Consider the following 25,748-nt stretch of genomic DNA (forward strand, 5'->3'; position numbering starts at 1 on the left):
GTGACCATCGGACCGCTGATCAACATGGCGGCGGTGGAGAAGGTCGAGGAGCATATCAACGACGCCAAGTCCAAGGGCGCGAAGGTCGCGGTCGGCGGGCACCGCCATGCGCTCGGCCACACATTCTACGAGCCGACGGTGCTGACCGGCACGACGCCGGACATGCTGATCTTCCGCGAGGAAACCTTCGGCCCGGTTGCGCCGGTGTTCCGCTTCACGACGGAAGAGGAGGCCATCACGCTGGCCAATGACACCGAGTTCGGCCTCGCCGCCTATTTCTATGGCCGCGACATCGGCCGGGTCTGGCGCGTTGCCGAGGCGCTTGAATACGGCATGGTCGGCATCAACGAGGGCATCATCTCGACCGAGATCGCGCCGTTCGGCGGCGTGAAGGAAAGCGGCAATGGCCGCGAGGGCTCGAAGTACGGCATCGAGGACTATCTCGAGATCAAGTACCTCTGCATGGGCGGGATCTAGGTCTTCGCGGGCGATGCCCTGACGCATTAGGATTTGTTCACTGCGATCCAACAGCGGTGCGGATGCCGTCACGCGTATGATGGTGTTCTTGCTTCGCGAGGCTCTGTCCACTAGGTTTGCCATCGTTGCAACCGGCGGTATATCCTCATGAGATCGCGATTGACCGATGTCGCCCGCATGGCTGGCGTGGATGTATCCACGGCATCGCGCGTGCTTCGGGGCGAGGCGACCCAGCGTATCCGGGAGGAAACCCGCAAGCGCATTCTTGAAAGCGCGCGCAGCCTCGATTATTCGCCGAATGCGCTGGCCCAGGGATTGCGGACGGCGCGCAGCCGGACTCTCGGCTTGATCGTGCCGCAGCTCGACAACCCGGTCTTCTCATCGGCGATCCGCGGCGCGGAGAAGTCGGCGGCGAAGCATGACTATTCGCTGCTCATTGCCCATCGTGAGTCCGGCGCGACCGACGCGGTCTATCATCGCCTGTCGCATGGCAACCGTGCCGATGGACTTCTGGTCGCCAGTCTCGACGACGATGGGCTGTTGCGCGAAGAACTCGAGGCGACCCACACGCCGTTCGTGCTGCTCAATCGCCAGTTGCCCGGCAGTCCGTATTGCGTAGTGCTGGACAGCCGCGCCGCTGCGACGATCGCCGTCGATCATCTCGCCGGGATGGGGCACCGACGGATCGCGCATCTGGCCGGACGTCCCGGCGGTTTCAACGCGGGCGAGCGTCTGGCCGGCTATCGTGATGGACTGGAGCGCCACGGCATTGCCTTCGATCCTGATCTTGTGGCTGTCGCCGGATACACGGCGGAGGGCGGTGCGGCTGCGATGCGAAGCCTGCTCGCGCAGAAGCCGACGGCGGTGCTCGGCGCTACGCTCGTGACTGCGGCTGGCGCCATGGCCGTGCTGCATGAAGCGGGCTTGCAAATCCCGGGCGATGTTTCGGTAATCGGTTTGCACGATGCGCCAGTGGCGACGATGCTTTATCCACAACTGACGTCGGTGAAAATGCCAACGGAACTGATGGGCGAACTTGCGTCCGATCTGCTGATCGATCTTCTGAATGGCGGCACGCCTCAGCCCGTCGCTCCGCTACCGCCCGACGGGCTCATCGCCCGCGCATCTACAGGTCCCGTCCGCCGCTAAATTTAACTTGACCGAGCGTGCAGATTATACGACGTTTGAACAAACGATTGTGCAAGGGTTGTTTTTGAACCTGCTGCCAATCGCAGAAAATGAAGTCATTGAGGGGAGTACGTCGAGTGAGTCTGGCGACTTTGGCCTCTGAAACGAGGCTGTCATGACCGCAACCCTTGCCGCAGTTCGCAGTGCCGATCGGATCGACGAGAATCTGGCCTCGGCTTTCGGCGCCATCGTCGGCGACGCGAATGTTCTGACGTCCTTTGATGAGCGGCTCGGCTATTCGCGCGATCGTCTCCCGTTTGCAGTGTTCCGCGAGCGCGCCGGCGAAATCGCCGGTGTCGTCCCGCGTCTTGTCGTTCGTCCCGCGAACGAGGATGAAGTTATTCGCGCTGTGCAGGTTGCAAAAGCGCGCAAGGTTGCCGTGATTCCGTATGGCAATGGCTCCGGCGTGCTCGGCGGCGCCATTCCGCTCGGCGGCGAGATCATGGTGGACACGCGCCGGCTGGACAAGATCGTCTCGATCAACCCAACCGATGCGATGGTGACCGTACAGGCGGGAATGAATGGCGCTGAGTTCGAGCGCCAGCTCAACGATGCAGGCTACACCACAGGGCATCTGCCGCAGTCGCTTGAAATTTCAACTGTCGGTGGCTGGCTCGCCTGCCGCGGCGGTGGTCAGTTGAGCAGCCGCTACGGCAAGATCGAAGACATCGTGGTCGGTCTCAAGGCTGTGCTGCCGGATGGCACCCCGCTCGAAGTGCGTCCCGTGGCGCGTCGCTCGGTCGGTCCGTCGATCCGCGACCTGATGATCGGCAGCGAAGGCACGCTCGGCATCATCACCGAAGCTACGCTGCGTATTTTCAAGAAGCCCGAGATTGAACGCGGCGTCGTGCTGGCGTTTCCGACCATGCAGGCGGCGCTCGATAGCGCGCGTCTCATCATGCAGGCGGAAATCCGTCCGTCGATCGTGCGGCTTTATGACCGCGTCGAGAGCGACGAGCGCACCAAGGATATTGACCTGTTCAGAACCAAGCCGTTTCTGGCGGTGCTGCAGTTCATCGGTAGCGAGCCGATGGTGTCGGCCGAGCAGGATGCGGCGCTCGCCATCGCCAAGGCGCAGGGCGGCGAGATCGCTCCGGAGGGGCCCTATCTGCACTGGAAGCAGAATCGTTACGTCGCCTATTCGCAGAAGTGGCACGAGGCCGGCTATTTCAACGATACGATCGAAGTGACGGGCAACTGGTCGGCACTTCCCAAGATGTATGATGCCATCGCGAAAGCAGTGCGGGCGATTTATCCCGGCGTGCATTTCGGTGCGCACTGGTCGCACGTTTATCCCGAGGGCGCGTGTCAGTACATGACGGTGCGCTTGCCGCCGATGCCGGAAGCCGAGGCGCTGCCGCTGCACCAGAAGCTGTGGGATGCCGTGGAGGCCTTGACGCTCGATCACGGCGGTTCGATTGCGCATCACCACGGTGCAGGGCTGTTCCGCAATCCATGGATGCAGCGTGAACTGGGCTCTGGGCTCGGGGTTCTGCAGGCCATAAAAGATGCGATCGATCCGGACAATCTGTTCAATCCGGGCAAGATCGGCCTGCGCGCCAGCGCGAACGCGAAAGACATTCGCCGTGATTGACAGGGCGCGCATGCGCGTTGTGATCGGGAAGGGCGTGCGTCATGGCTGCGTCTGAATCCCTGCTGGTCGGTATCGATCTTGGCGCCGGCTCGCTGAAGATCAGCATTATCACGGACGACGGCGCGCTGGTCAGCGAAGCGTCTGCGCCGGTCGCGACGATGTTGCCTCATCCCGGTTGGAGCGAGCAGGATCCGGAAAGCTGGTGGATCGCCGCATGCGACGCGCTGCGTCGTGGTTTGAAGGCGTCCGGCCGTCCGGCATCCGATGTAGCTGCGATTTCATTTTCCGCCGGCGCGCATACGCAGGTGCTGGTAGATGCCGATGGGCATGTGATCCGTCCGGCGATTCTCTGGAATGACCAGCGCAGCCGGCAGGAGACGCAGGAGCTGCGTGACCAGGCCGATGCGCGCATTCTCGACATCGGCGCCAATCGCGCCAATCCGACATGGACGCTGCCGCAGATGCTGTGGCTGCGCAAGCATGAGCCGGAATCCTTCGCTCGTGTGAAGCGCCTGTACGTCGCGAAAGACTGGCTGCGGGCGCAGTTCACCGGCACGTGGGAAACCGACACCATCGACGCGCTTGGCACGCTGATGCTGGATGCACGCAGCGCCGAATGGTCGAAAGAACTTTGCGACATGATCGGCTGGCCGATGGCGACATTGCCGCCGATCGTGAAGCCCACCGCCGTCGTCGGCAAGGTGACCGCGCGCGCCGCACAGGCGACAGGTCTGGCCGAGGGCACGCCGGTGGTATGCGGCACGTCGGACACCGCGGCTGAAACGTTTGGCGCGGGAATGGTGCGCGAAGGCATGGGCGTCGTGAAATTGGCAACCGCTGCGACCGTCAGCGTGCTGTCGCCGAAGTCCCATCCGGATTTCTCGCTGATCAATTATTACCACGTCGTGCCGGACCACTGGTATGTCATCGCCGCCACCAATTCCTGCGCCTCGGCGCACAAGTGGCTGCGCGACACGTTCTTCCGCCGCGACGGCGAGGACGGCAGCGCCGTGTTCGATGCCATGGATGCCAAGGCTGCCGCGGTTAATCCCGGCTCGGAGGGGCTGTTCTTCCATCCCTATCTGAACGGCGAACGCAGCCCTTACTGGGATCCGCTCCTGCGTGCTGATTTTGTTGGCGCGGGATTCAATCATGGCCCAGGTCATTTCGTCCGCGCGCTCTACGAAGGTGTCGCCTATTCGCTGCGCGATTGCCTCGAGGTGATGAAGGCCAAGGGGCTCGGCTTTTCGTCCGCGCGCCTGACCGGCGGAGGCGCGCGCAGCGCCCTGTGGCGGCAAATCGTTGCCGACGTTTTGAATATCACCGTCGAATTGCCTGCAGTCGCGGATGCTTCTTATGGAGCGGCGTTGCTCGCCGGTGTCGGCATCGGCGTCTTCAAGGACGAGCGGGCTGCGGCGGGCGTCATCCAGATCGTATCGCGGGCGACGCCGGATCCGGCGCGCGCGGCGGTTTATGACAAAGGCTTTCCCATCTATCGCGACATTCAGGCGGCGCTTGCGCCCATCAACCATCGCATCCACGATTTTGTGGCCGCTCAGGGCAAGTAGCGCATGTCAGAGATCAGGCTCGAAAAGGTTCGCAAGGCATATGGTCCGGTGGTCGCCGTTCATGGCGTCGATCTGACGATTCGCGATGGTGAGTTCGTGGTGTTTCTCGGCCCGTCGGGCTGCGGCAAATCCACGACATTGCGCATGCTCGCCGGTCTTGAGGAGATCACGTCCGGCAAGATTTTCATCGGCGACCGCGATGTTACCGCGCTGGAGCCGAAAGACCGTAACATCGCGATGGTGTTCCAGAACTACGCGCTCTATCCGCATAAGACGATCTACGAAAACCTCGCGTTCGGCCTGCGGATGCGGAAGATGGACCCGGCGCAGATCGACGATCGGGTGCAGCGCGCCGCGAAGATGCTGGGTCTGGACGAATATCTGAAGCGCAAGCCGAAGCAGCTCTCTGGCGGCCAGATGCAGCGCGTGGCGCTTGGCCGCGCGCTGGTGCGCGATCCGGAAGTGTTCCTGCTCGATGAGCCGCTGTCGAATCTCGATGCCAAGCTGCGCGTGCGTATGCGCGAGGAGATCGCGCGGCTGCATCAGGAGGTCGGCACCAGCATGGTGTATGTGACCCACGATCAGGTCGAGGCGATGACCCTCGCCAACCGCATCGTGATCATGCGCGACGGCCACGTTCAGCAGGTCGGCGCGCCGCTCGAAGTTTACGACAGGCCCACGAACCTCTTTGTGGCCGGTTTCATCGGTTCTCCTGAAATGAATCTGATCGAAGGGCGCGCATCAAACGGATCGTTCGAGAGCGGTGCGTTGCGGATCACGCTGCCCGAACAGTATCGGGCAGTTAACGAAGAAGCCGTGCTCGGCATTCGCCCGGAGCATCTCTCCATCGGCGAAGGGCCGGATGCGCTTTCGTTCGATGTCAGCGTGGTGGAGCAACTCGGTGCCCAGACGCTCGGCATTGGTGAGGTGAGTGGTGCGCGTCTGCGCATTCTGACAGATCGCGTCGACAACTGGTCGCACGGTCAGCGAATTCCCGTCCGGCTCAATGCCGGGCGGCTCCATCTGTTCTCGAAAGCGACGGGACAGCGTTTCTAGACGGCCAATAAATCAGAACGAACCTTCAAAAAGGGGAGAGTTGCCATGGGAGTGAAGGAAATGGCTAAGAACGGAATAGATCGCCGCACGCTCATCAAGGGCGCAGGTGCGGGCCTTGCTGCGACCACGCTCGGAGCCCCGGCAGTCTGGGGACAGGGCAAGAAGACGATCCGCTTTCTCAACACCGAAACATCGATCGATAGCATTCGCGCGCTGAAAGTGGCCTGCGCCGAATACGAGCGGATGACTGGTACGCACGTCATCGTGGACTCGGTTCCGCTCGATGACGCCTTCACCAAGGTGACGACCTCGCTACGCGGTGGCCAGCCTTACGACATCGCGACCTTCGCGTTTGTCGGTCATGTCCTGCTGCTGCAGGCTGAAGGCCACCTGATGCCGCTGACCGAACTGACCAGCAAGCACAAGTGGGGCCCGAAGATCCTGTTTCCGATCAAGGGCGAAACCTACTGGTATCCTTACGATTACAACCTCGCCTGGATTTACTATCGCAAGGACCTCTACGAGAAGAAGGGTCTCAGCGTTCCCAAGACCTGGGCCGAGATGCTGAAGAACTCGCAGGCGTTGAACGAAGACGGCCGCTCCGGTTCGCTGTTCCCGATCGGCAGCAACGGCGCGACCAACTGGCTGTCGCCCGGCTTCATGTGGGCCGAAGGCGTCAAGCTGTTCGACGACAAGTGGAATGTCGCCATCGACAACGCCGCCAATGCGCCGAAGGTCGCCGCCTATCTCGATTTCTTCGCCGATCTGTACAAGACCATGCCGTCGGGCACGAGCCAGGCCAGCTTCGGCGAAGTGCTGTCCAACTTCTCGTCGGACAAGGTGGCGCACACGGCTTACGCCGGCCGCATCATCGAAGCGCTCGAGCGCACCTCACCGGCCCTCGCGACCAAGTATGGCATCATGCCGTACATGGACAGCGCCGGTAAGGCGAAAGCCGTCAACCACGGCTATGACGGCTGGGTGGTACTGAAGACTCCGAATTCCAGTGAGTCGATGAAGTTCATGAAATGGTTCACCGAGAACCAGTACATCAACTTCCTGCACACCGCGCCGCTGCACTTCCAGCCGCCGCGCCTCGACGTTTACGAGGATGCCCGCTGGCGCGCGCATCCGCTGATCGAGAAGCACAAGGAAGCGGTCGAAACCATGAAGGGCTTCATCGTCGACAAATCGATGATCCTGACCTCTGTCGACACCGAAGGTCCGGCGCCGGATCTGCGTCCGGGCAAGGTCTTCGAGGGCTTCGTCATTCCGGAAATGCTGCAGAACCGCATCCTGAAGAACATGCCGGCGGCCGATTGCGTCAAGGCGGCTGGCGACAAGATGCGCAAGCTCACGGCATAACACCGCACCTGCCAACTGCCCGGCCGGTTCATCCGGCCGGGTATTTTCCGAAAGCATGAAGTTGAGTTCAAAGGCGACGATATACACCTTCCTGGTGATCGGCTTGCTCGTCACGCTCGCGTTGATCGTGGCGCCGGTGGTCTATGCGATCAGTCTCAGTTTCTACAAAATGGATTCGTTTGTCGGCGAAGCCAAGTGGATTGGGCTCGACAACTATATCGCCATCGTCAAACTGCCTGAATTCTGGAATGCTTTGTGGAACGGCGTTGTCTATTCGCTCGGCTCCATCGTTCTTCAGGTGGTGCTGGGCATCGGTTTCGCGCTGATCCTGAACGAGGCGTTTCCGGGCCGGAATTTCGTGCGCGGCCTCTCGATTCTTCCATACCTGTTGCCCACGGTGGTCGTCATCCTGACGTTCAAATGGATGGTGGACGGCAGCATCGGCATTATTACGCGGACTATCGCCGCACTGGGGCTGCCGCCCGTGAACTGGTTCGAGAGTTCGGGCGCGGCGATGACCTCCACGATCCTGGTCAGCGTCTGGATGTGGACGCCTTTCGTCACCACCTGTTTTCTCGCTGCGCTGCAGACCATTCCGGTCTCGCTTTATGAAGCCGCCAAGGTGGATGGCACCACGGCGGTGCAACGTTTCTTTCACATCACGCTGCCGATGCTGAAGCCGATCCTGACGGTGGTGGTGCTACTGCGCGCGATCTGGATGTTCAACAAGTTCGACGTGATCTGGCTGCTGACCAAGGGCGGGCCTGTCGGCGCGACGGAAAACCTCGCGATCCTGTCCTATCGCCACGCCTTTAGCCTATTCGACATCGGCGGCGGTGCGGCGATCGCCACCATCTCCTTCGCGATCCTGTCGGTGGCCGTGTTCTTCTATTTCCGCATCTTCCCGCTGGAGGACGATTAATGGCCATTGTCCGCCGTTCGCTTCCGGCCCGTCTCGGAATCTACATCGCCGCCGCGGTGATCGCGATCTATTCGGCGTTCCCGATCTACTGGATGGTGATCTCGAGTCTGCGTGAGCCGACCAGCTTGCTCAGCCGCGTCTCGCTGCTGCCGGGCCCTTTCACGTTGGAATACTATTCCAACCTGCTCGAACTCACCGATTATCCGACTCATTTCGTCAACAGCGTCATCGTAGCGGTGGTCACGGTCGCCGTGACAATGGTTTTCTCGGTGATGATTGCCTATGCGGTCACCCGCCAGCGCATCCGCGGCAAGAAGCTGATTGTCGGCGCGATGCTCTATGCGTACATGTTTCCGCCGCTGCTGATCGCGATTCCGATGTTCACCATCTTCGCGCAGCTCGGCCTCAGCGACACTCTGACGGGCCTGATCGCCTCGCATCTGACGCTGACCCTGCCGCTCGGCGTCTGGTTCCTGTGGGGTTTCTTCAAGGGCATGCCGTTCGAACTGGAAGAAGCCGCGATGGTGGACGGCTGCACGCGTCTCGGTGCTTTCGTGCGCGTGGTGCTGCCTTTGTCGCTGCCGGGGCTGATCACGGTCGCGATCTTCTCGTTCCTGCTGTCGTGGACCGATTACACTTTCGCGCTGATCATGATCGGAAGCGATGCCAACAAGACGTTGCCGGTGGGACTGGCGTCGATGGTCGGCTCGTTCGATCTGCGCTGGGGTGAGATCATGGCGGGATCGACGCTGATCGCACTGCCGCTGTTCGCCGCGTTTGCACTGCTGACGCAATATTTCATTCAGGGTCTCGGCGCTGGCGCCGTGAAGGGCTGATCATGGATCTCGGACTGAAGGGCAAGGCCGCACTGGTCACCGGCGCGGCGCGGGGCATCGGCAAGGCGGAAGCATTGGCGCTGGCGGCGGAAGGCTGCGCCATCGCCATCAACGACATCGACCGCGAAGCCGCCGATGCAACCGTCTCCGAACTGAATGCAAAGGGGACCAGGGCGGTCGCCTGTATCGGCGACGTCTCTGAAGAAGCGGGCGCGGAAGCTGTGGTGAAAGCCGCGCATGAGGGGCTCGGTCATCTTGACGTACTGATCAACAATGCCGGTGCGGGCGGCCGCCATCTCGGCCGTAAAGCCGAGGAGATGTCGATTGACGACTGGGACATCATCGTCCGCACCCATCTGCGCAGCACGTTCCTGTGCAGCAAACACGCGGTGCCGTTCATGCGGCAGGGCGGCTTTGGCCGCATCGTCAACACGTCATCGATGAATGTCACCGGCGGCGGACGCCCCGGCGTCACCAATTACTCGGCGGCGAAGGCCGGCGTGATCGGCTTCACGCGCACCCTCGCCAAGGAAGTCGGCAGCGCCGGAATCACCGTCAACGCCATCGCGCCGGGCTATGTCGAGACCGCGCTGATCGCCGGGTTCTCGCCGGAGAAGCGCGCCATCATCGCGGGGCAGAATCCGCTCGGCCGGTTCTGCCAGCCCGAAGAGGTTGGCGCGCTGATCGCGTTTCTGTGCTCCACTCAGGCGGCCTTCATCAATGGCGCGCTGATTTGCATGGACGGCGGCAAGCGCGATTTCTTCTGGGGTGACGATCAATGACCATTCGCGCGTTCGGCGGACCGCATCGCTACATCCAGGGGCCGGGCGCGCTGAAGGAACTGGCGACGCTGGTGCCGATGTATGGACGGCGGCCGTTTGTGCTGACGGATACGGCGATCTTCGCGTCGCTGCGCGGGCAGCTTGAGCAGCTTTTGAAGCCCTGCACAGACGCTGTGGAACTCGCTGAATTTTCCGGCGAATGCTCGGCGGCGCAGATCGACGCCATGGCTGCGCGCGCAGCGGCGGCAAACTGCGATGTGGTGATCGCCATCGGCGGCGGCAAGGCCATCGATACCGCGAAAGGCGTGCGTATCCAGCGCGGCGGCGGCATCATCGTGGTGCCGACGGTGGCTTCGAACGATGCGCCGACCAGCCGGCTGGCGATCGTCTACACCGACGATCACGTCCTGAAGGAAGTTCGGCTGATGCCGACCAATCCGGATGCCGTGGTGGTGGATACGTCGATCATCGCGCGCGCGCCGCGCCGGTTTTTTGTGGCCGGTATCGGCGACGCACTGAGCAAGAAGTTCGAGGCGGAGCAGTGCTACAAGTCCGGCGGGATGAATTTCTACAAGGCTCGCCCGGCGGCGCTGGCGGTCTCCATTGCCGATCAATGCTATCAGGTGATCCGCCGCGATGCGCTGGCTTCGCTCGCCGCTGCTGACCGCAAGGAGCCGGACGAGGCGTTCGAGAACATCGTCGAAGCGACGATTCTGCTCAGCGGCCTCGGCTTTGAGAGCGGCGGCCTGTCGATCGCCCATTCACTGACGCGCGGCTTCTCCGCGCTGTCGTCGCTCAACGGCGCGCTTCATGGCGAACAGGTAGCCTTTGGCCTGCTGACACAGCTTTGCCTGGAAGGGCGCTCGCCGGAATTCCTCACCGACATGACCGGCTTCTTTCGCGCGCTTGGGCTACCGACAAGTCTCAAGGACATGGGGCTGTCCGGCGACGTGGAAGAGGGTATCCGCACCATCGCGCAGCGTTCGATTGCCGAGGCACCCTATCTCAAGCAGTTTGCCGGCCCGGTGACGGAACAGAACCTCATCGCGGCTCTGGAAAAGGCAAACGGGCTTGGGATTTTGGCGTAGCACGAAGAGTGCGGCCACACCTGTGGGCTTTTAACCGAGCCTGAGCAAAAGAAGGATCACTCGCGTCAGACCGAGAGTTTTCGCCGTGTGTTGGCGACTGCGGCAGCGGCGGTCCGGTTCTCAACTCCGAGTTTCGAATAAATCTGCTCAAGATGCTTATCGACCGTGCGCGGACTCAAACCGAGGATCTGCGCGATGTCACGGTTGGTCTTGCCTTTGCTGAGCCAGGACAGGACCTCGCCTTCGCGGCCGGTGAGTCCAAGTTCTTTGCTGAGTTCGGCAGGTGAATCCGAGCTGCTGTCGCGGGCCAGCCGCAGCAGAAATTCATTCGCGCTGAGACGCCCCATATATTGCAGGCGCAGCTTGTCATCACCGAATGGCATCGCCGGCGGCGCCTTCGTATCTGTATTTCCCTGATGTATCTGCCTGAGCCAATCGAGCCATGGTTCGGGCAGCTCGAACTTCTCGCCGCCGGCTTTCGCGCGATCGCGCGCCAGCTTTTCCGCCTGTGGGGTGGCCCAGATGATGGAGCCGCGCTGATCTACTGCAAAGAGATAGCGGCCCGATGCATCCAGTGCAGCCCGCGCGCTTTGGGTGAGTCGTGCGTTCGCCAGATGAACCTTGATGCGCGCGAGCATTTCCGCGATGACGATGGGCTTGGTGACGTAATCGACGCCTCCAGCCTCGAGGCCGCGCACGATATGTTCGGTCTCGGCTAGGCCCGTCATGAAGATCACCGGGACGCCTGCGAGCTTTGCTTCCCGCTTCAGTCGCCGGCAGGTTTCAAAACCATCCATGCCCGGCATCACGGCATCGAGCAGGATAATGTCGGGCGCGATCTGCTCGCCGATGCGAAGGGCCGAGGCACCATCAAGCGCGACCATCACCGTCATTCCCGCGCCGTCCAGCGCGTCAGTCAGCATGCGGAGCGCGTCCGGCGAATCGTCGACGATAAGAACAGTGTCGCGGGCTTTGGCTTCAGTGATCATGGCGCTGCACGGATTGGAGGATGGTCATGTATTGCCCGAGATCGAATCGTTCCACCAGAGCACGCATTTGGGCGACAAAGACGACATGTTCGGGGTGATCCTGACCGATCTGGTCGAGCTTGCGGTGAATTGCAGTCACGTAGCCAATTTGGCCGAGTTCGATCAGTTCATCCACATAATGAATAGGTGGGCCTGGATTTTCATTCAAATTCCACGCTGGAGCTGACGGTTCGTCGGTTTGTACAATGTTACGCTCGTAAGACCATTCGATCTTAAGCAACTGGCCGATCATCTCCAGAAGACGCGGCACATCGATCGGCTTCATCAGGTAGCCATCGTGAAAGGGTTGCGCCAATGGTGCGCCATGCGCTTCGAGCGCACTCGCGGAAATCATCAGGATGCGCGCCTGATGATGTCCGTTGGCGCGAAGGGTCTCCGCGACCGTCCAGCCGTCGATACCAGGCATCGAGATGTCGAGCAGGAACATATCGGGCTGGCAGTGCTGTGACAGGCTAAGGCATCCCCCACCATCGGGGGCGCTGAGGAGAATGAAGCCGAGAGGGCTGAGAATTTCGCGCAGGAGATCGCGCTGGGTCGGATCGTCGTCAGTGACGAGAATAGTCTTGCGCGGGCCGTGATAGCCGTAGATCGGCGCGTTGATGGTTCGCAGGCGCGTCGGGTTGGTGACTTCCGAGAGCAGCATCTTGACATAGAACGTGCTGCCACGGCCCACGGTGCTGACGACGCGAATATCACCGCCCATCACACCTGCAAGAAGCTTGGAGATGGTGAGACCAAGACCTGTTCCGGTCTGCGGCTGCGAGACGCCGAGCGCGCCGCGCTCGAACGGCGCGAAGATGCGTTCCAGGTCGTCGGCATGAATTCCGGGGCCGGTATCGCGTACTTCGAACTCCGCAACGGGGCTGCGGTAATGCACGATGAAATGCACGTTGCCGGTTTGGGTGAACTTGATGGCATTGGATAGCAGGTTGATCAGAATCTGCCGTAGCCGCTTCTCATCGGTGTAGACCACAGGCGGCAGCGTTTCCGGCCGCTGGAACACAAACTCGATATTCTTCGCCGCAGCCTGCAGACGAAACATGCCGACAAGCTGATCGAGAAAGTCGGGAAGGCGCACTTCATCGCGTGACAGATGCAGCCGTCCGGCCTCGATCTTTGAAATGTCGAGCAGACCATCGATCAGGCCCGACAGGTGATCCGCGCTGCGGCGAACGACGCGGACCTGATCGCGTGGTTTCGGCTGGATGGATGAATCCTGTTCGAGCAATTGCGCGTAGCCGCTGATGGCATTGAGCGGTGAGCGCAGTTCATGGCTGAGGCCGACCACGTAACGGCTCTTGGCAAGATTGGCGGCCTCGGCGGCTTCCTTGGCGCGCTGCAGCTCCATGTCGGTCTTCCGGTGCGCATCGATCTCCTGCATCAGGAGCGTGGTCTGCCGCCGCGTTTCGGCTTCCGCAGCCTGCCGGCTTTGCCGCGCCAGCACGAACAGCCATGCGACCACTCCGATGATGATCGACAATGCGAAGAACACTTTCCACAAAACGTCGGAAAGTTGTGCCTGACCAAAGTGGATGATAGTCGAGGTCTGCAGGTAGATTAGGCCGAGCGTCAGGCCGACGAGTCCCGCGGACAATGCAAAGACGCCGAGATAGTGCCCAAGCTGAGAATTGATGCGGGCATAAATGAATTGCGGCAGGATATGTCCGAGCGTCTCCGAAAGCTGTGCCTGCACACGCCCGTGAGGTTTGCACAGGTCATGACAGCGCGCATCCAGCGAGCAGCACAGCGAGCAGATCGGCCCGGCATAGGCCGGGCAGGAAGCGGTGTCTTCGGGCTCGAAGGAATGTTCACAGATGCAACACTTGATGGTTTCAAGATTCTGCCAGCTTCGCTTCGGCTTGCGGGCGATGTAATACTTTCCCTGCGTCGCCCACGCGATAATCGGTGCAGTCACGAACGCCACGGTCAACGCCACGAAGGGCGCGAGCGCCTTGGCGGTGATGCCGAAGAACCCGTAAAACGCGCTGATCGATACGATGGTGGCGATGACCATTGCGCCGACACCCACCGGATTGATGTCGTAGAGATGTGCGCGCTTGAATTCCATCTGTGGCGGACGCAGGCCCAGCGGTTTGTTGACGACAAGATCGGCCACCAGTGCGCCGACCCAGGCAATCGCGACGTTCGAATAGAGCGCCAGAGTCTGTTCCAGAGCCTTGTAGACGCCGATTTCCATCAGCAGGAGCGCCACCAGAACGTTGAACACCAGCCAGACAACGCGTCCGGGGTGGCTATGGGTCAAACGCGAGAAGAAGTTCGACCACGCGATCGAACCTGCATAAGCGTTGGTGACGTTGATCTTGAGCTGCGAAAGAATGACGAAGGTGCCGGTCAGCGCCAGCGCGAGATCGGGTTGAGACAGCACATAGCGAAAGGCTTCGAGATACATGTGCGCGGGCTCGGCGGCGTATTCCGCGTTGACGCCGTGCTTGAGCGCAAAGAAGGCGAGGAACGACCCCGCCAGCATCTTGAGCGCGCCGGGAACGATCCAGCCCGGGCCAGCGCTGACCATGGCAATCCACCACGACCGCTTCGAGGTTCGGCGATCGCGCGGCAGAAAGCGTAAGAAGTCGACCTGTTCGCCGATCTGCGCCACCAGCGCGAAGACAACAGAGGCGGCGGTGCCGAACAACAGCAGATCGAGATGCCCGTCCGGACTGCCGTGGTCTCCCGAGAACGCGCGCCATTCGCTGAAAGAGCCGGGACTCTTGATGGCAATGGCGACGAAGGGCAGGGCGTGCAGCAGGATCCAGAATGGCTGGGTCCAGAGCTGGAAGCGGCTGATCAGTGTGATGCCGTGCGTCACCAGCGGAATGATGACCACGGCACTGATGAGATAGCCGATGGGGCGGGGAATGCCGAAGCAGAGTTCCAGCGCCATGGCCAGAATCACGGCCTCGATGGCGAAGAAGATGAAGGTGAAAGAGGCGTAGATCAGCGACGTGATGGTCGAGCCGATATAGCCGAATCCCGCCCCGCGGGTGAGCAGGTCAATATCTACGCCATATCTGGCTGCATAATAGGCAATTGGCAGTCCGCAGCAGAAGATGATGGCGCTGACCACCAGAATGGCCGTCGTGGCGTTGGTGACGCCATAGTTCAGCGTGATCGTTCCGCCGATGGCTTCGAGCGCGAGAAATGAAATTGCGCCAAGGGCTGTATTTGCGACACGGGCCGCTGACCAGCGGCGCGCGCTTTTGGCTGTGAAGCGCAGGGCATAGTCTTCCAGGGTCTGGTTCGCGACCCATTGATTATATTGGCGTCTGACCCGGTCTATCCGTTGCCGCCCGCCTGCCTGAATCGCCTTTGTCACGCCCGGTCCGTCCTCAAACCCACTTCAAAAACCTACGTCGCGCTTTTGCGGTGCCGTATGCGCGATTTTGCGTATCTGTGCGGTGCACAATCCGGGCCATGTTTTCCCCATCAGGGCGTTGTTCAGCAAAAAGGGGAAGTCATGTCAGACGAAAGAAATCAGGGATTACAGTCGGCCTTCCGGCGCAAATTGCTCATGGGAATGGCGGCGTTGCCCGCCATGTCGTTCCTTCCCAGCCCGTCCTTCGGAGCGGGGCCGGCCACCTCCGCCGTCAACACCACGGGCCTCGCGGTGACTGATACGGAAGTCACCGTCGGCATCCTGCATTCGGTGACCGGCACCATGGCGATTTCGGAAACCGGATCGGTGGAAGCCGAAAAGCTCGCGATCGAGCAGATCAACGCCTCGGGCGGCGTGCTCGGCCGTAAGATCAAGTTCATCCAGGAAGACGGCGCCAGCGACTGGCCGACCTTCGCGGAAAAGGCGAAGAAGCTGCTGGTCAACGACAAGTGCGCCGCCGTCATGGGCTGCTGGACCTCGGCCTCCCGCAAGGCGGTGCTGCCGGTGTTCGAGCAGTACAACGGTATGCTCTACTATCCAACCTTCTATGAAGGTCTCGAGCAGTCGAAGAACGTCATTTACACTGGCCAGGAAGCCACCCAGCAGATCATCGCCGGCCTCGATTGGGTCAACAAGACCAAGAGCGCGAAGACTTTCTACCTGCTCGGTTCGGATTACATCTGGCCGCGGACGTCGAACAAGATCGCGCGCAAGCACATTGAAGGCCATCTGCAGGGCTGTAAGGTCGTTGGCGAAGAATACTTCCCGCTCGGCCACACCCAGTTCAACTCGGTCATCAACAAGATCAAGCTAACCAAGCCGGACGTGATCTACGCCATCATCGTCGGCGGATCGAACGTTGCGTTCTACAAGCAGCTTAAGGCGGCGGGCATCGATCTGTCGAAGCAGACGCTGCTCACCATCTCGGTCACGGAAGACGAAATCGACGGTATCGGCGGTGAAAATATCGCGGGCGCCTTCGCTTGCATGAAGTACTTCCAGTCGCTCGACAACGCGAACAACAAGGAATTCGTCGCCGCCTTCAAGAAGATGTGGGGCGAGAAGACCGTGATCGGAGACGTCACACAGGCGGCTTATCTCGGCCCGTGGCTCTGGAAGCTGACGGTGGAAAAGGCGCAGAGCTTCGATGTCGACAAGATCGCCGCCGCTTCGCCCGGCGTGGAATTCAAGGGCGCGCCCGAAGGCTACGTGCGCATCCATGAAAACCACCATCTCTGGTCGAAGACCCGCGTCGGCAAGGCAAAGGCGGATGGCCAGTACGAACTGGTTTATGAGACCGCCGATCTCGTCGAACCAAATCCGTTCCCGAAAGGCTACCAGTAAGCCGCTTGCGACTTGCTCCGAGCTCCCAGACGTGGACCACAGGCCCGCGTTCACAGCCCTCGCGCCGCGAATTCGTTCGCGGCGCGAGATCCCCTCCCGCGGAGAGACTTCCATGTTCGGCGACTATTCGATTGGTGACCTTGGCTCCATCTTCGTGATGCAGGGCTTCGCAGGTCTCATTCTGTTTTCCGTCTATGTGCTGATGGCGCTGGGACTGGCGATCATCTTCGGCCAGATGGGTGTCATCAACATGGCCCATGGCGAGTTCATGATCCTCGGGGCCTATGTCACCTGGCTCACGTCGAACTTCTTTCAGAGTCATCTGCCGTCGTTGTTCGCCGGCTACTTCTTTATCGCGATGATATTCGCGTTCATCGCATCCGGCGCGCTCGGGATGCTGGTGGAATGGGCGCTGATCCGGCATCTCTATAAACGCCCGCTGGACACACTGCTTGCGACCTGGGGCCTCAGCCTCATGCTGCAGCAGGCCTATCGCTCGATCTTCGGCGCACGCGAAGTCGGCGTCGAACTGCCGGAGTGGATGATGGGCTCATGGCAGGCGACCGACACAATCCAGATTCCGATCAACGGCATGTTCGTGATGGCTCTCACGGTGCTGATCACGATCGGTGTCGCCTACATCATGTTTCGCTCCCGCTGGGGTCAGCAGATGCGCGCCGTCATGCAGAACCGCATCATGGCCGGCGCCGTTGGCATCAACACCGAGAAGGTGGACCGTTATACCTTCGCGCTCGGCTGCGGCATCGCCGGTGTCGCGGGCTCCGCCTTTACCATGATCGGCTCGACCGGGCCGACATCCGGCCAGCTCTACATCGTGGACACCTTCCTTGTGGTGGTCTTCGGCGGTGCTGCCAGCCTGCTTGGCACGATCGCGTCCGCTTTCACGATCTCCCAGGCCCAGTCGACCCTTGAATTCTTCCTGTCGGGCTCGATGGCCAAGGTGCTCACGCTGCTTGCGATCGTCGGCATCCTGATGCTGCGCCCGCAGGGTCTGTTCGCCCTCAAGGTCCGTAAGTGAATCGAGAAGGCCAGAAAAATGTCCGAGACACCGCTCATTAAAACAGTCCACGACAATCCTCGCTTCGCAAACCGCTCCGAGCTGATCGGCATCGCCGTGCTGGCCGTGATTCTGATTGTGATCCTGCCGCTGTCGCTGGATATCTTTCGGCTCAACCTCGTGGCGAAGTATCTGACTTACGCTTTCGTCGCACTCGGTCTGGTGATCTGCTGGGGCTATGGCGGCATTCTCAGCCTCGGGCAGGGCGTGTTCTTCGGCCTCGGCGGCTACTGCATGGCGATGTTCCTCAAGCTTGAAGCATCGAGCGTTGCAAACACCAAGATTCAGTCGACGCCCGGCATTCCGGACTTCATGGACTGGAATCAGCTCACGCAACTGCCGTTCTTCTGGAAGCCGTTCAACAGCCTGACTTTCACGATCATCGCGATCATTCTGGTGCCGGCCGTGTTTGCCTTCATCATCGGCGCGGCAATGTTCAAGCGCCGCGTCGGCGGTACCTACTTCGCGATCATCACCCAGGCGATCGCTGCGATCATGACCATTCTGATCATCGGCCAGCAGGGCTATACCGGTGGCGTCAACGGCATCACCGATCTGCGCACGCTGAAGGGATGGGACATCCGCACCGATCATGCGAAGTTCATTCTCTACTTCGTCGAGGTCGCCTGCCTGTTCGGCTGCATCGGGATCGCGCAGTTCATCCGGCACTCCAAGCTTGGACGTATCCTTGTCGCCATGCGCGAGAAGGAGGATCGCGTTCGGTTCTCCGGCTATAGCGTCGCGAATTTCAAGATCTTCGCCTATTGCGCGGCAGCTGTGTTCGCAGCCATCGGCGGTGCGATGTTCACCCTCGAAGTCGGATTCATGTCGCCGTCCTTCGTCGGCATCGTGCCTTCCATCGAGATGGTGATCTACACCGCGGTCGGCGGTCGGCTGTCGATCCTGGGCGCGGTTTACGGCACGCTGCTGGTGAATTTCGCCAAGACCAGCTTCTCGGAATCTTTCCCAGAACTCTGGCTGTTCGGCCTCGGCGCGCTGTTTATCGCTGTTGTGCTGGCCTTCCCGAATGGTCTCGCCGGAATCTGGCGCGATCACATCCAGCCACGGATCGAGCGCCTGTTTGCTTCGCGCGTCAAGAGCGGCGGAAAAAGCGGCTGGACCGGCGGCTCGGTCGCCGACGGCGCACCTGCGGAATAGGAGAGCATTATGCTTGTCGGTCATCAGCCAAAAGACTTTCTCCTCGCTGTCGAGTCGTTGACGGTCTCGTTCGACGGCTTCAAGGCGGTGAACGATCTGTCGTTCTACGTCGATGAAAACGAAATCCGCGTCATCATCGGTCCGAACGGCGCTGGCAAGACGACGGTGCTCGATCTGATCTGCGGAAAGACCAAGGCGACATCGGGCTCCATCCAGTTCCGCGGCAAGGAACTGACCAAGATGAAGGAGAACGAGATTGTTCAGACCGGTGTCGGCCGCAAGTTCCAGACGCCGTCGATCTATGACGATCTTACCGTGTTCGAAAATCTCGAAATCTCCTATCCGCGCGGACGGACGGTGTTCGGCGCGCTGACATTCCAGCGCGACAAGGCGGTGCGTGAACGCGTCGAGGAAGTCGCCGAAATGATCTTTCTCAAGGATCGCCTCGGCATGAGCGCCGAACTGCTCAGCCACGGCCAGAAGCAATGGCTTGAGATCGGCATGCTGCTGATCCAGGACCCGGATCTTCTGATGCTTGACGAGCCGGTGGCCGGCATGAGCGTCAGCGAGCGGGTGAAGACCGCCGAATTGCTGAATCGCATCATCAAGGATCGATCGGTTCTGGTGATCGAGCACGACATGAAATTCGTTGAGGACATCGCCCATAAGGTGACGGTGCTGCATCAGGGCCAGATTCTGTCAGAAGGATCGATGGAGCAGGTCAAGAACGATCCGAAGGTCATCGAAGTCTATCTCGGTCACTGACACCACTGTTAGCTGAAGGAATACGCAATGCTGGCGATTTCGGATCTTCACGTCGCTTACGGACAGAGCGAAGTCCTGCATGGTCTCAACGTATCGGTCGCGCCCAATGAGATCGTTGCGATCATGGGACGCAACGGCATGGGCAAGACCACGCTGATGAAGTCGCTGATGGGAATCGTGCCGACCAAGAGCGGATCGGTGACCATGGAAGGCAATGAACTCAGCAAGCTGAAGAGCTATGAGCGCGTCGCCAAGGGCCTCGCCTATGTGCCGCAGGGCCGCATGATCTTCTCGACCATGACGGTGAAGGAGAATATCGAGACGGGCCTTGTCGCCCACGGCGACAAGGATGTGCCGGGCGACATCTACGAACTGTTTCCGGTGCTGCTCGAGATGAAGAGCCGCCGCGGCGGCAATCTGTCCGGTGGCCAGCAGCAGCAGCTTGCGATTGCCCGTGCGCTCGCGACAAGGCCGAAGGTTCTGCTGCTCGATGAGCCGACCGAAGGCATCCAGCCGTCGATCATTCGCGAGATGGCCCGCACGCTCAAGCGTATCCGCGATGAACGCGGCCTGTCCATCATCGTGTCCGAGCAGGTCCTCAGCTTCGCACTCGACGTCGCTGATCGGGTTCTTGTCATCGAGAATGGTGAGATTGTCCGCGATGAAGCCCGCGAGGGCATCGATGCGGAGCAGGTCGCCAAATATCTGTCTGTCTGAACTCAGTTCGTAACCAAGGGGAGAGCATCACGATGCCAGAAACACTGATCAAGGTCGATCTCAATCAGTCGGCCTACGACAACGACAAGGTCCACAATCGCTGGCACCCCGACATTCCTATGGTGGAGTGGGTCAATCCGGGCGACGATTTCATCATCGAGACCTACGACTGGACCGGTGGCTTCATCAAGAACAACGATTCCGCCGATGACGTGCGTGATATCGACCTGTCGATCGTGCACTTCCTCTCGGGTCCGATCGGCGTGAAGGGTGCTGAGCCGGGTGATCTGCTGGTGGTCGACCTGCTCGACGTCGGTCCGATGAAGGAGAGCCTGTGGGGCTTCAACGGCTTCTTCTCCAAGCAGAACGGTGGCGGCTTTCTGACCGATCACTTCCCGCTGGCGCAGAAGTCGATCTGGGACTTCAAGGGCATGTACACCTCGTCGCGGCATATTCCCGGCGTGAATTTCGCAGGGCTTATCCATCCGGGTCTGATCGGCTGTCTGCCCGATCCCAAGATGCTGTCGATGTGGAACGAGCGCGAAACTGCATTGATCGCCACCAATCCGACCCGCGTGCCGGGCCTTGCCAATCCGCCATTCGGCCCGACGGCGCATATGGGCCGGCTCAAGGGCGACGCAAAGGCGAAAGCTGCTGCGGAAGGCGCGCGCACCGTTCCGCCGCGTGAGCATGGCGGCAACTGCGATATCAAGGATCTGTCGCGCGGCTCGAAGATCTATTTCCCGGTCTACGTTCCGGGCGCGGGTCTCTCGATGGGCGACCTGCACTTCAGCCAGGGCGATGGCGAAATCACCTTCTGCGGGGCCATCGAAATGGCCGGCTGGCTGCATATCAAGGTCGATGTCATCAAGGACGGCATGGCGAAGTACGGCATCAAGAATCCGATCTTCAAGCCGTCGCCCGTGACGCCGAACTACAACAACTATCTGATCTTCGAGGGCATCTCGGTCGACGAGGCCGGCAAACAGCACTATCTCGATGTGCACATCGCCTACCGTCAGGCATGTTTGAATGCGATCGAGTACCTGAAGAAATTCGGATATTCCGGTGCACAGGCCTATTCGATCCTCGGAACGGCTCCGGTGCAAGGTCACATCTCGGGCGTCGTGGACGTGCCGAACGCCTGCGCCACGCTGTGGCTGCCGACAGAAATCTTCGACTTCGACATCATGCCGTCGTCGGCCGGCCCGATCAAACACATCAAGGGCGGCATCGACATGCCGCTGTCGCCGGACAAGTAAGAGTCCCCGCGTGAGAATGCGGGAGCGGCACGTATCTGCCGCCCCCGTGTTCACGCAGGATCGCGAAAGCAGACAAACGGGGAGACGGGCTGTGCCGATTTACGAGTATCTTTGCAACGATTGCGGACCATTCACCGACATGCGGCCGATGGCCGAGAGCGATGATCCGCAGATTTGCCCACAATGCACGACGCAGGCGCCACGAGTGATCCTGACCGCACCGCACTTTGCCTGCATGCCGGCTGAGAGGCGTAAAGCTTATGCCACCAACGAACGCAGCGCCAACGCGCCGAAGACGTTGAGTGAATATAAGGCTTCGCATGGGCCGGGTTGCGGCTGCTGTTCAAGCGGCAAGCCGTCGCGGTTGATGACGAAATCACGCTCCGGCGCGAAAGGTTTCCCCACCGCGCGGCCATGGATGATCAGTCATTAATGTTGAGTTGAACGATTGCCAGGAGTGTTGTTCGGCAATCACGTCAATACCCAAAAATCATTCTTCGAGGAGAGTCCTTCCAAGGGAAGGGGCGGATCAATTTGATCCGCCGTCACGTGATGGGTTGTCTGCGCGGTTCGACAATCGCGAACATGCGCGGAAATTCGTCCATCAATCCCATCAGTTCAGCAAGTTTCATGGCATTTCCCGTCACCTTGATCTGCCCGGCCATGACAGCCTCGGGAAAGCTCGTTTGCTTGGCGATCACACCATTGAAGAGATCGCGTGTCAGAGCGAAGCCTGCATCGGCCTCTGCCGATTGCGCGCCGGAAAGGTAGGTGAGGGCGCAATTCTCAAGCGTCAACACAAAGGTTTCGTTCGTGTCGGTGAATTGCCAGTTCAGCGTAATGTGCTTGCCCTCGGCCTTCGGGCCGTTCAGCCGGACGCCGAGCACATCCCACAGTTGTTCCGTACGCAAGGCGGCGAGCGTCTCGCGCGGCATGCCGGGGCGCGGCGGCAGATTCGGCATGCCGTGCCGCAATTCCTGTGCTGCGAAGAGATATGAGTTTCTCCAGGTTGCACTTTCGGAGAGATATCCGAGCTGTTCGAACGTATCCGCAAGGAGTGTCTTCGCGTCGCTGTTGTCAGATTCGGCAAATACCAGATGGCTCAAGGCCTGGGCGATGAAGCGAAACTCGCCTTTTTCGAAGTCCTTTCGGGCGCGGCTCAGAATCGATGCCGCGCCTCCCATGTACTCGACGTATTTCTTGCCAGCCTCGATGCGCGGCAAAGGATCGAGATTGGCCGGGTTGGCGTCGTACCAGCCAAGATATTTCTGATAGATTGCCTTCACGTTATGGCGGATATGGCCGTAATAGCCGCGCGCGTGCCACGCGTCGTCGAGGCTTGAGGGAAGCTTGATCGTTTCGGCGATCTCCGCGGCGTTGAGTCCGTGATTCATGAGGCGCACGGTCTGGTCATGCGCGAATTTGTAGAGATCTCGCTGCTCGCGGATCATGGTGTCGACGCGATCCGTGCCCCACACCGGCCAATGATGCTGGCCGCACATGGCCTGAGCCTTGCCGCCCCACATCTGCAGAGCCTCGTTCAGATATTTCGACCAGGCGAGCGCATCGCGCACGTCCGCCCCGCGGAACGGCAGGAGGTTATGAAAGTTGTGCGTACAATTCTCGGCGAGATTGAGCACTTTATAACGCGGAAGATAGAAGTGCATCTCCGCAGGCGCCTCAGAGTTCGGCGCCATCTGAAATTCAAATGTCACCCCGTCGATGGTGCGCGTATCGCCCGTCGCCTTGATCAGGTCGGTTGGGCGAAGCAGCTCCACCAAACCGGCCGCCATCGATTTTCCGAGTCCGCAATCGATCTGTCCGCGCGGCCCTTTCGCCAGCAGCGGCCCGAATTGATATTGGGCACGGCGCAGCATGGCAGGTCCGGCAATGATGTTCTCGGACACGGCATGCTCGAGAAAGAGATCAGGAGCGATGATCGGGACGTTGCCAGCAGCAAGGGTTGCATCATCCAGAACGCCGCGAGCGCCGCCCCAGTGGTCCGTATGCGTGTGTGTGAACATGACGGCAGTGACGGGGCGATGGCCGCGATGCTCACGGTAAAGCTCCAGCGCTGCCCGTGCCCCCTCGATCGACGTCAGCGTATCCACGACGATGACGCCGTTGTCGCCCTCGATGAGCGTCATATTGGCGATGTCGAAACCGCGCACCTGATAGACGCCGGGGACGACTTCGAACAGACCGTGATTCATATTGAGGCGCGACTGTCGCCACAGGCTTGGATCGGCGGTGGGAGGGGCAGCCTGCTCGCCTAAAAAGCCGTAAGGTTCGAGGCTCCAAACTTCGCGGCCGTTGTCAGACAATATCCGGGCGTGCTCGCGAGTGCCGAGAAAGCCGCGCGATGCATCGTCGAAGTCGCGGGTGTCCGAGAAGGGCAATGCCTTGAGCGTCGCATCATGCTGCGCCTTGACGGCGAGGGATGCATCTTTCGGGCGTTCCGGAGAATTCTGTTCGGCCATGGGACGTGCTCCTCAACTCGTCAATGATGGGCCGCGCGGATCATGTCGGCAGCCTTTTCGGCGATCATGATCGTGGGGGCGTTGGTGTTGCCGCCGACCAGCGTCGGCATGATGGAAGCGTCCACCACCCGCAGGTTCTCGACACCGCGCACGCGCAATTGCGGATCGACGACGGCGAGATCGTCTGTGCCCATGCGTGCGGTGCCAACGGGGTGATAAACCGTATCGGAACGATCGCGCAGGAGGGTGCGAATCTGATCGTCGCTTTGGATGGTGCCGCTGTACATCTCGGCTGTTCGCCACTTGGCCAGCGGCTCCGCTTCCATGATCCTGCGCGTTATCTTGAAGCCCTTGAGCATGACCTCGATATCGTCGGCATGATCGTAGAATTTGGGATCGATCAATGGGGCTGCGTTCGGATCGGCGCTGTTGAGCGACACCGTGCCGCGGCTCTTGGGACGAAGCAGGCAGACATGGCAGCCGAAACCATGTCCGAAATGGCGGGTGCGGCCGTGATTGTCCGCGATCGCCATGCTGAAATGTAACTGGATGTCGGGAATGGCCAGATCGGGATCGGTTTTGAGGAAGCCGCCGCATTCGGCGATGTTCGATGTCACCATGCCGTGTCCGGCGCGTCGATAGTGGCCGATTTCCTTCAGCAGGCGATTGAGCCCTGCAAATGAGACGCCGAAATTGTCGGCGGAGATCGAGCGATAGGTGAACGCGAAGTCGATATGATCTTGCAGGTTCTGGCCGACGCCCGGCGCGTGGTGAACGGCGTCAATGCCGAAGGACTTCAGGTGCGTGGCGTCACCGAGGCCTGAAAGCATCAGCAATTGCGGCGACTGGAACGCGCCACTACTCAGAATGATCTCGCGCCGCGCTTTGACAGTTTCGGTGTCGCCATCTCTGCTGAATTCAACGCCGGCGGCCCTTTTGCCTTTGAAGATTACGCGTCTCGCCAGAGCCTGCGTTATGACTTCCAGATTCGGCCGCGACAGGTTCGGCTCAAGATAGGCGCGCGATGCGCTCCAGCGCTGGCCCTCCTTCTGGGTGACCTGATAGGGGCCAACGCCGTACTGGTCGGCGCCGTTGAAGTCATGATTGATCGGTAGTTGCAGCGACTTCGCGGCCTCCAGAAAATGCTGTTGAAACGGATTTTCGGTCCTCAGGTTGCTGACATTGAGCGGACCACCGACGCCATGATGGGCGCCGTTCAGCGTCTCGTTGTTTTCGGATTTCCGGAAGTAGGGTAGTACATCGTCATATCCCCAGCCGGGATTGCCAAGCTTTGCCCAGTGATCGTAGTCCGAGCGATGGCCACGGATGTAAACCATGGCGTTGATCGCGCTCGATCCGCCAAGTGCCTTGCCGCGCGGCTGATATCCCCGGCGATTGTTGAGGCCGGGTTGCGGCACGGTCTGGAATGCCCAGTTGTTTTTCTTAGAGGGCACCATGATGGCAAGGCCGAGCGGCGCCCTGACCATCCAGTTGTTGCCGGAGCCGCCGGCTTCCAGAAGGCACACATTCACTTTCGGGTCTTCGCTAAGGCGGCTCGCAAGAACGCAACCGGCGGAGCCGCCGCCAACGATCACGTAATCAAATTCGTCCACGGAATTTCTCCT

The 25,748-nt window shown here is 60.5% G+C and carries 21 protein-coding genes; 17 read left to right on the plus strand and 4 right to left on the minus strand.

The genetic code is table 11. The features are described from left to right. The 10 genes from J0H39_23585 to J0H39_23630 form a co-directional block, all read left to right on the plus strand. A partial coding sequence (locus tag J0H39_23585) for an aldehyde dehydrogenase family protein (protein ID MBN9499742.1) occupies positions 1-477 on the plus strand: 477 nt, incomplete at its 5' end. Positions 478-624: 147 nt separating this feature from the next. Continuing rightward, positions 625-1,626: a LacI family DNA-binding transcriptional regulator gene (locus J0H39_23590; protein ID MBN9499743.1), complete on the plus strand. Its 1,002-nt coding sequence runs from the start codon at positions 625-627 to the stop codon at positions 1,624-1,626. Positions 1,627-1,780: 154 nt separating this feature from the next. After that, complete coding sequence (locus tag J0H39_23595; protein ID MBN9499744.1) at positions 1,781-3,259, plus strand: FAD-binding oxidoreductase; 1,479 nt, start codon at positions 1,781-1,783, stop codon at positions 3,257-3,259. 41 nt (positions 3,260-3,300) lie between these two features. Continuing rightward, positions 3,301-4,827: a xylulokinase gene (xylB, locus tag J0H39_23600; protein ID MBN9499745.1), complete on the plus strand. Its 1,527-nt coding sequence runs from the start codon at positions 3,301-3,303 to the stop codon at positions 4,825-4,827. Between the two features lie 3 nt (positions 4,828-4,830). Continuing rightward, positions 4,831-5,883 (plus strand): sn-glycerol-3-phosphate ABC transporter ATP-binding protein UgpC, encoded by a 1,053-nt coding sequence (gene ugpC, locus J0H39_23605; protein ID MBN9499746.1) that lies wholly within the window; start codon positions 4,831-4,833, stop codon positions 5,881-5,883. Positions 5,884-5,943: 60 nt separating this feature from the next. After that, positions 5,944-7,248, plus strand: a complete 1,305-nt coding sequence (locus J0H39_23610; protein ID MBN9499747.1) for a carbohydrate ABC transporter substrate-binding protein — start codon at positions 5,944-5,946, stop codon at positions 7,246-7,248. A gap of 55 nt (positions 7,249-7,303) precedes the next feature. After that, entirely contained in the window at positions 7,304-8,170 is an 867-nt protein-coding gene (locus J0H39_23615; protein ID MBN9499748.1) for a sugar ABC transporter permease, read from the plus strand. After that, positions 8,170-9,006: a carbohydrate ABC transporter permease gene (locus J0H39_23620; GenBank protein ID MBN9499749.1), complete on the plus strand. Its 837-nt coding sequence runs from the start codon at positions 8,170-8,172 to the stop codon at positions 9,004-9,006. The genes J0H39_23615 and J0H39_23620 overlap by 1 nt, the downstream gene beginning before the upstream one ends. Before the next feature lie 2 nt (positions 9,007-9,008). After that, the gene (locus tag J0H39_23625) at positions 9,009-9,788 is read left to right on the plus strand and encodes an SDR family oxidoreductase (protein ID MBN9499750.1); all 780 of its coding nucleotides are present in this window, start codon (positions 9,009-9,011) and stop codon (positions 9,786-9,788) included. Further along, on the plus strand, positions 9,785-10,876 hold the full coding sequence (locus tag J0H39_23630; protein MBN9499751.1) for a glycerol dehydrogenase: 1,092 nt from the start codon (positions 9,785-9,787) through the stop codon (positions 10,874-10,876). The genes J0H39_23625 and J0H39_23630 overlap by 4 nt, the downstream gene beginning before the upstream one ends. Before the next feature lie 65 nt (positions 10,877-10,941). On the opposite strand, the gene J0H39_23635 is transcribed toward J0H39_23630, so the two are convergent. Both J0H39_23635 and J0H39_23640 read right to left on the minus strand, forming a co-directional pair. Continuing rightward, positions 10,942-11,865 (minus strand): response regulator transcription factor, encoded by a 924-nt coding sequence (locus J0H39_23635; GenBank protein ID MBN9499752.1) that lies wholly within the window; start codon positions 11,863-11,865, stop codon positions 10,942-10,944. Beyond that, positions 11,855-15,247 (minus strand): response regulator, encoded by a 3,393-nt coding sequence (locus J0H39_23640; GenBank protein ID MBN9499753.1) that lies wholly within the window; start codon positions 15,245-15,247, stop codon positions 11,855-11,857. Before J0H39_23640 ends, J0H39_23635 begins: the two co-directional genes overlap by 11 nt. Positions 15,248-15,400: 153 nt before the next feature. On the opposite strand from J0H39_23640, the gene urtA reads away from it, so the two are divergent. The 7 genes from urtA to J0H39_23675 all read left to right on the plus strand — a co-directional run bounded on the left by urtA (position 15,401) and on the right by J0H39_23675 (position 22,076). Continuing rightward, positions 15,401-16,663, plus strand: a complete 1,263-nt coding sequence (gene urtA, locus J0H39_23645; GenBank protein MBN9499754.1) for an urea ABC transporter substrate-binding protein — start codon at positions 15,401-15,403, stop codon at positions 16,661-16,663. 112 nt (positions 16,664-16,775) lie between these two features. Continuing rightward, positions 16,776-17,702 (plus strand): urea ABC transporter permease subunit UrtB, encoded by a 927-nt coding sequence (urtB, locus tag J0H39_23650; GenBank protein MBN9499755.1) that lies wholly within the window; start codon positions 16,776-16,778, stop codon positions 17,700-17,702. Between the two features lie 18 nt (positions 17,703-17,720). Next, positions 17,721-18,899: an urea ABC transporter permease subunit UrtC gene (gene urtC, locus J0H39_23655; GenBank protein MBN9499756.1), complete on the plus strand. Its 1,179-nt coding sequence runs from the start codon at positions 17,721-17,723 to the stop codon at positions 18,897-18,899. A gap of 9 nt (positions 18,900-18,908) precedes the next feature. Next, positions 18,909-19,664: an urea ABC transporter ATP-binding protein UrtD gene (urtD, locus tag J0H39_23660; protein ID MBN9499757.1), complete on the plus strand. Its 756-nt coding sequence runs from the start codon at positions 18,909-18,911 to the stop codon at positions 19,662-19,664. Positions 19,665-19,691: 27 nt separating this feature from the next. Next, positions 19,692-20,381, plus strand: a complete 690-nt coding sequence (gene urtE / locus J0H39_23665) for an urea ABC transporter ATP-binding subunit UrtE (protein ID MBN9499758.1) — start codon at positions 19,692-19,694, stop codon at positions 20,379-20,381. Positions 20,382-20,413: 32 nt separating this feature from the next. Continuing rightward, on the plus strand, positions 20,414-21,643 hold the full coding sequence (locus J0H39_23670; protein ID MBN9499759.1) for an acetamidase/formamidase family protein: 1,230 nt from the start codon (positions 20,414-20,416) through the stop codon (positions 21,641-21,643). Between the two features lie 91 nt (positions 21,644-21,734). Beyond that, positions 21,735-22,076 (plus strand): zinc ribbon domain-containing protein, encoded by a 342-nt coding sequence (locus tag J0H39_23675; protein MBN9499760.1) that lies wholly within the window; start codon positions 21,735-21,737, stop codon positions 22,074-22,076. A gap of 112 nt (positions 22,077-22,188) precedes the next feature. Here the strand turns inward: J0H39_23675 and J0H39_23680 are convergent, their stop codons facing one another. After that, positions 22,189-24,123, minus strand: coding sequence for an MBL fold metallo-hydrolase (locus tag J0H39_23680; GenBank protein ID MBN9499761.1), 1,935 nt, complete (start codon positions 24,121-24,123; stop codon positions 22,189-22,191). A gap of 20 nt (positions 24,124-24,143) precedes the next feature. Beyond that, positions 24,144-25,736 carry a choline dehydrogenase gene (locus J0H39_23685; GenBank protein ID MBN9499762.1) on the minus strand — a complete coding sequence of 531 codons (1,593 nt, stop codon included), beginning with the start codon at positions 25,734-25,736 and terminating at the stop codon, positions 24,144-24,146. Positions 25,737-25,748: the final 12 nt, after the last annotated feature.

It is taken from the genome of Alphaproteobacteria bacterium, from assembly GCA_017308135.1.
Classification (GTDB): domain Bacteria; phylum Pseudomonadota; class Alphaproteobacteria; order CACIAM-22H2; family CACIAM-22H2; genus Tagaea.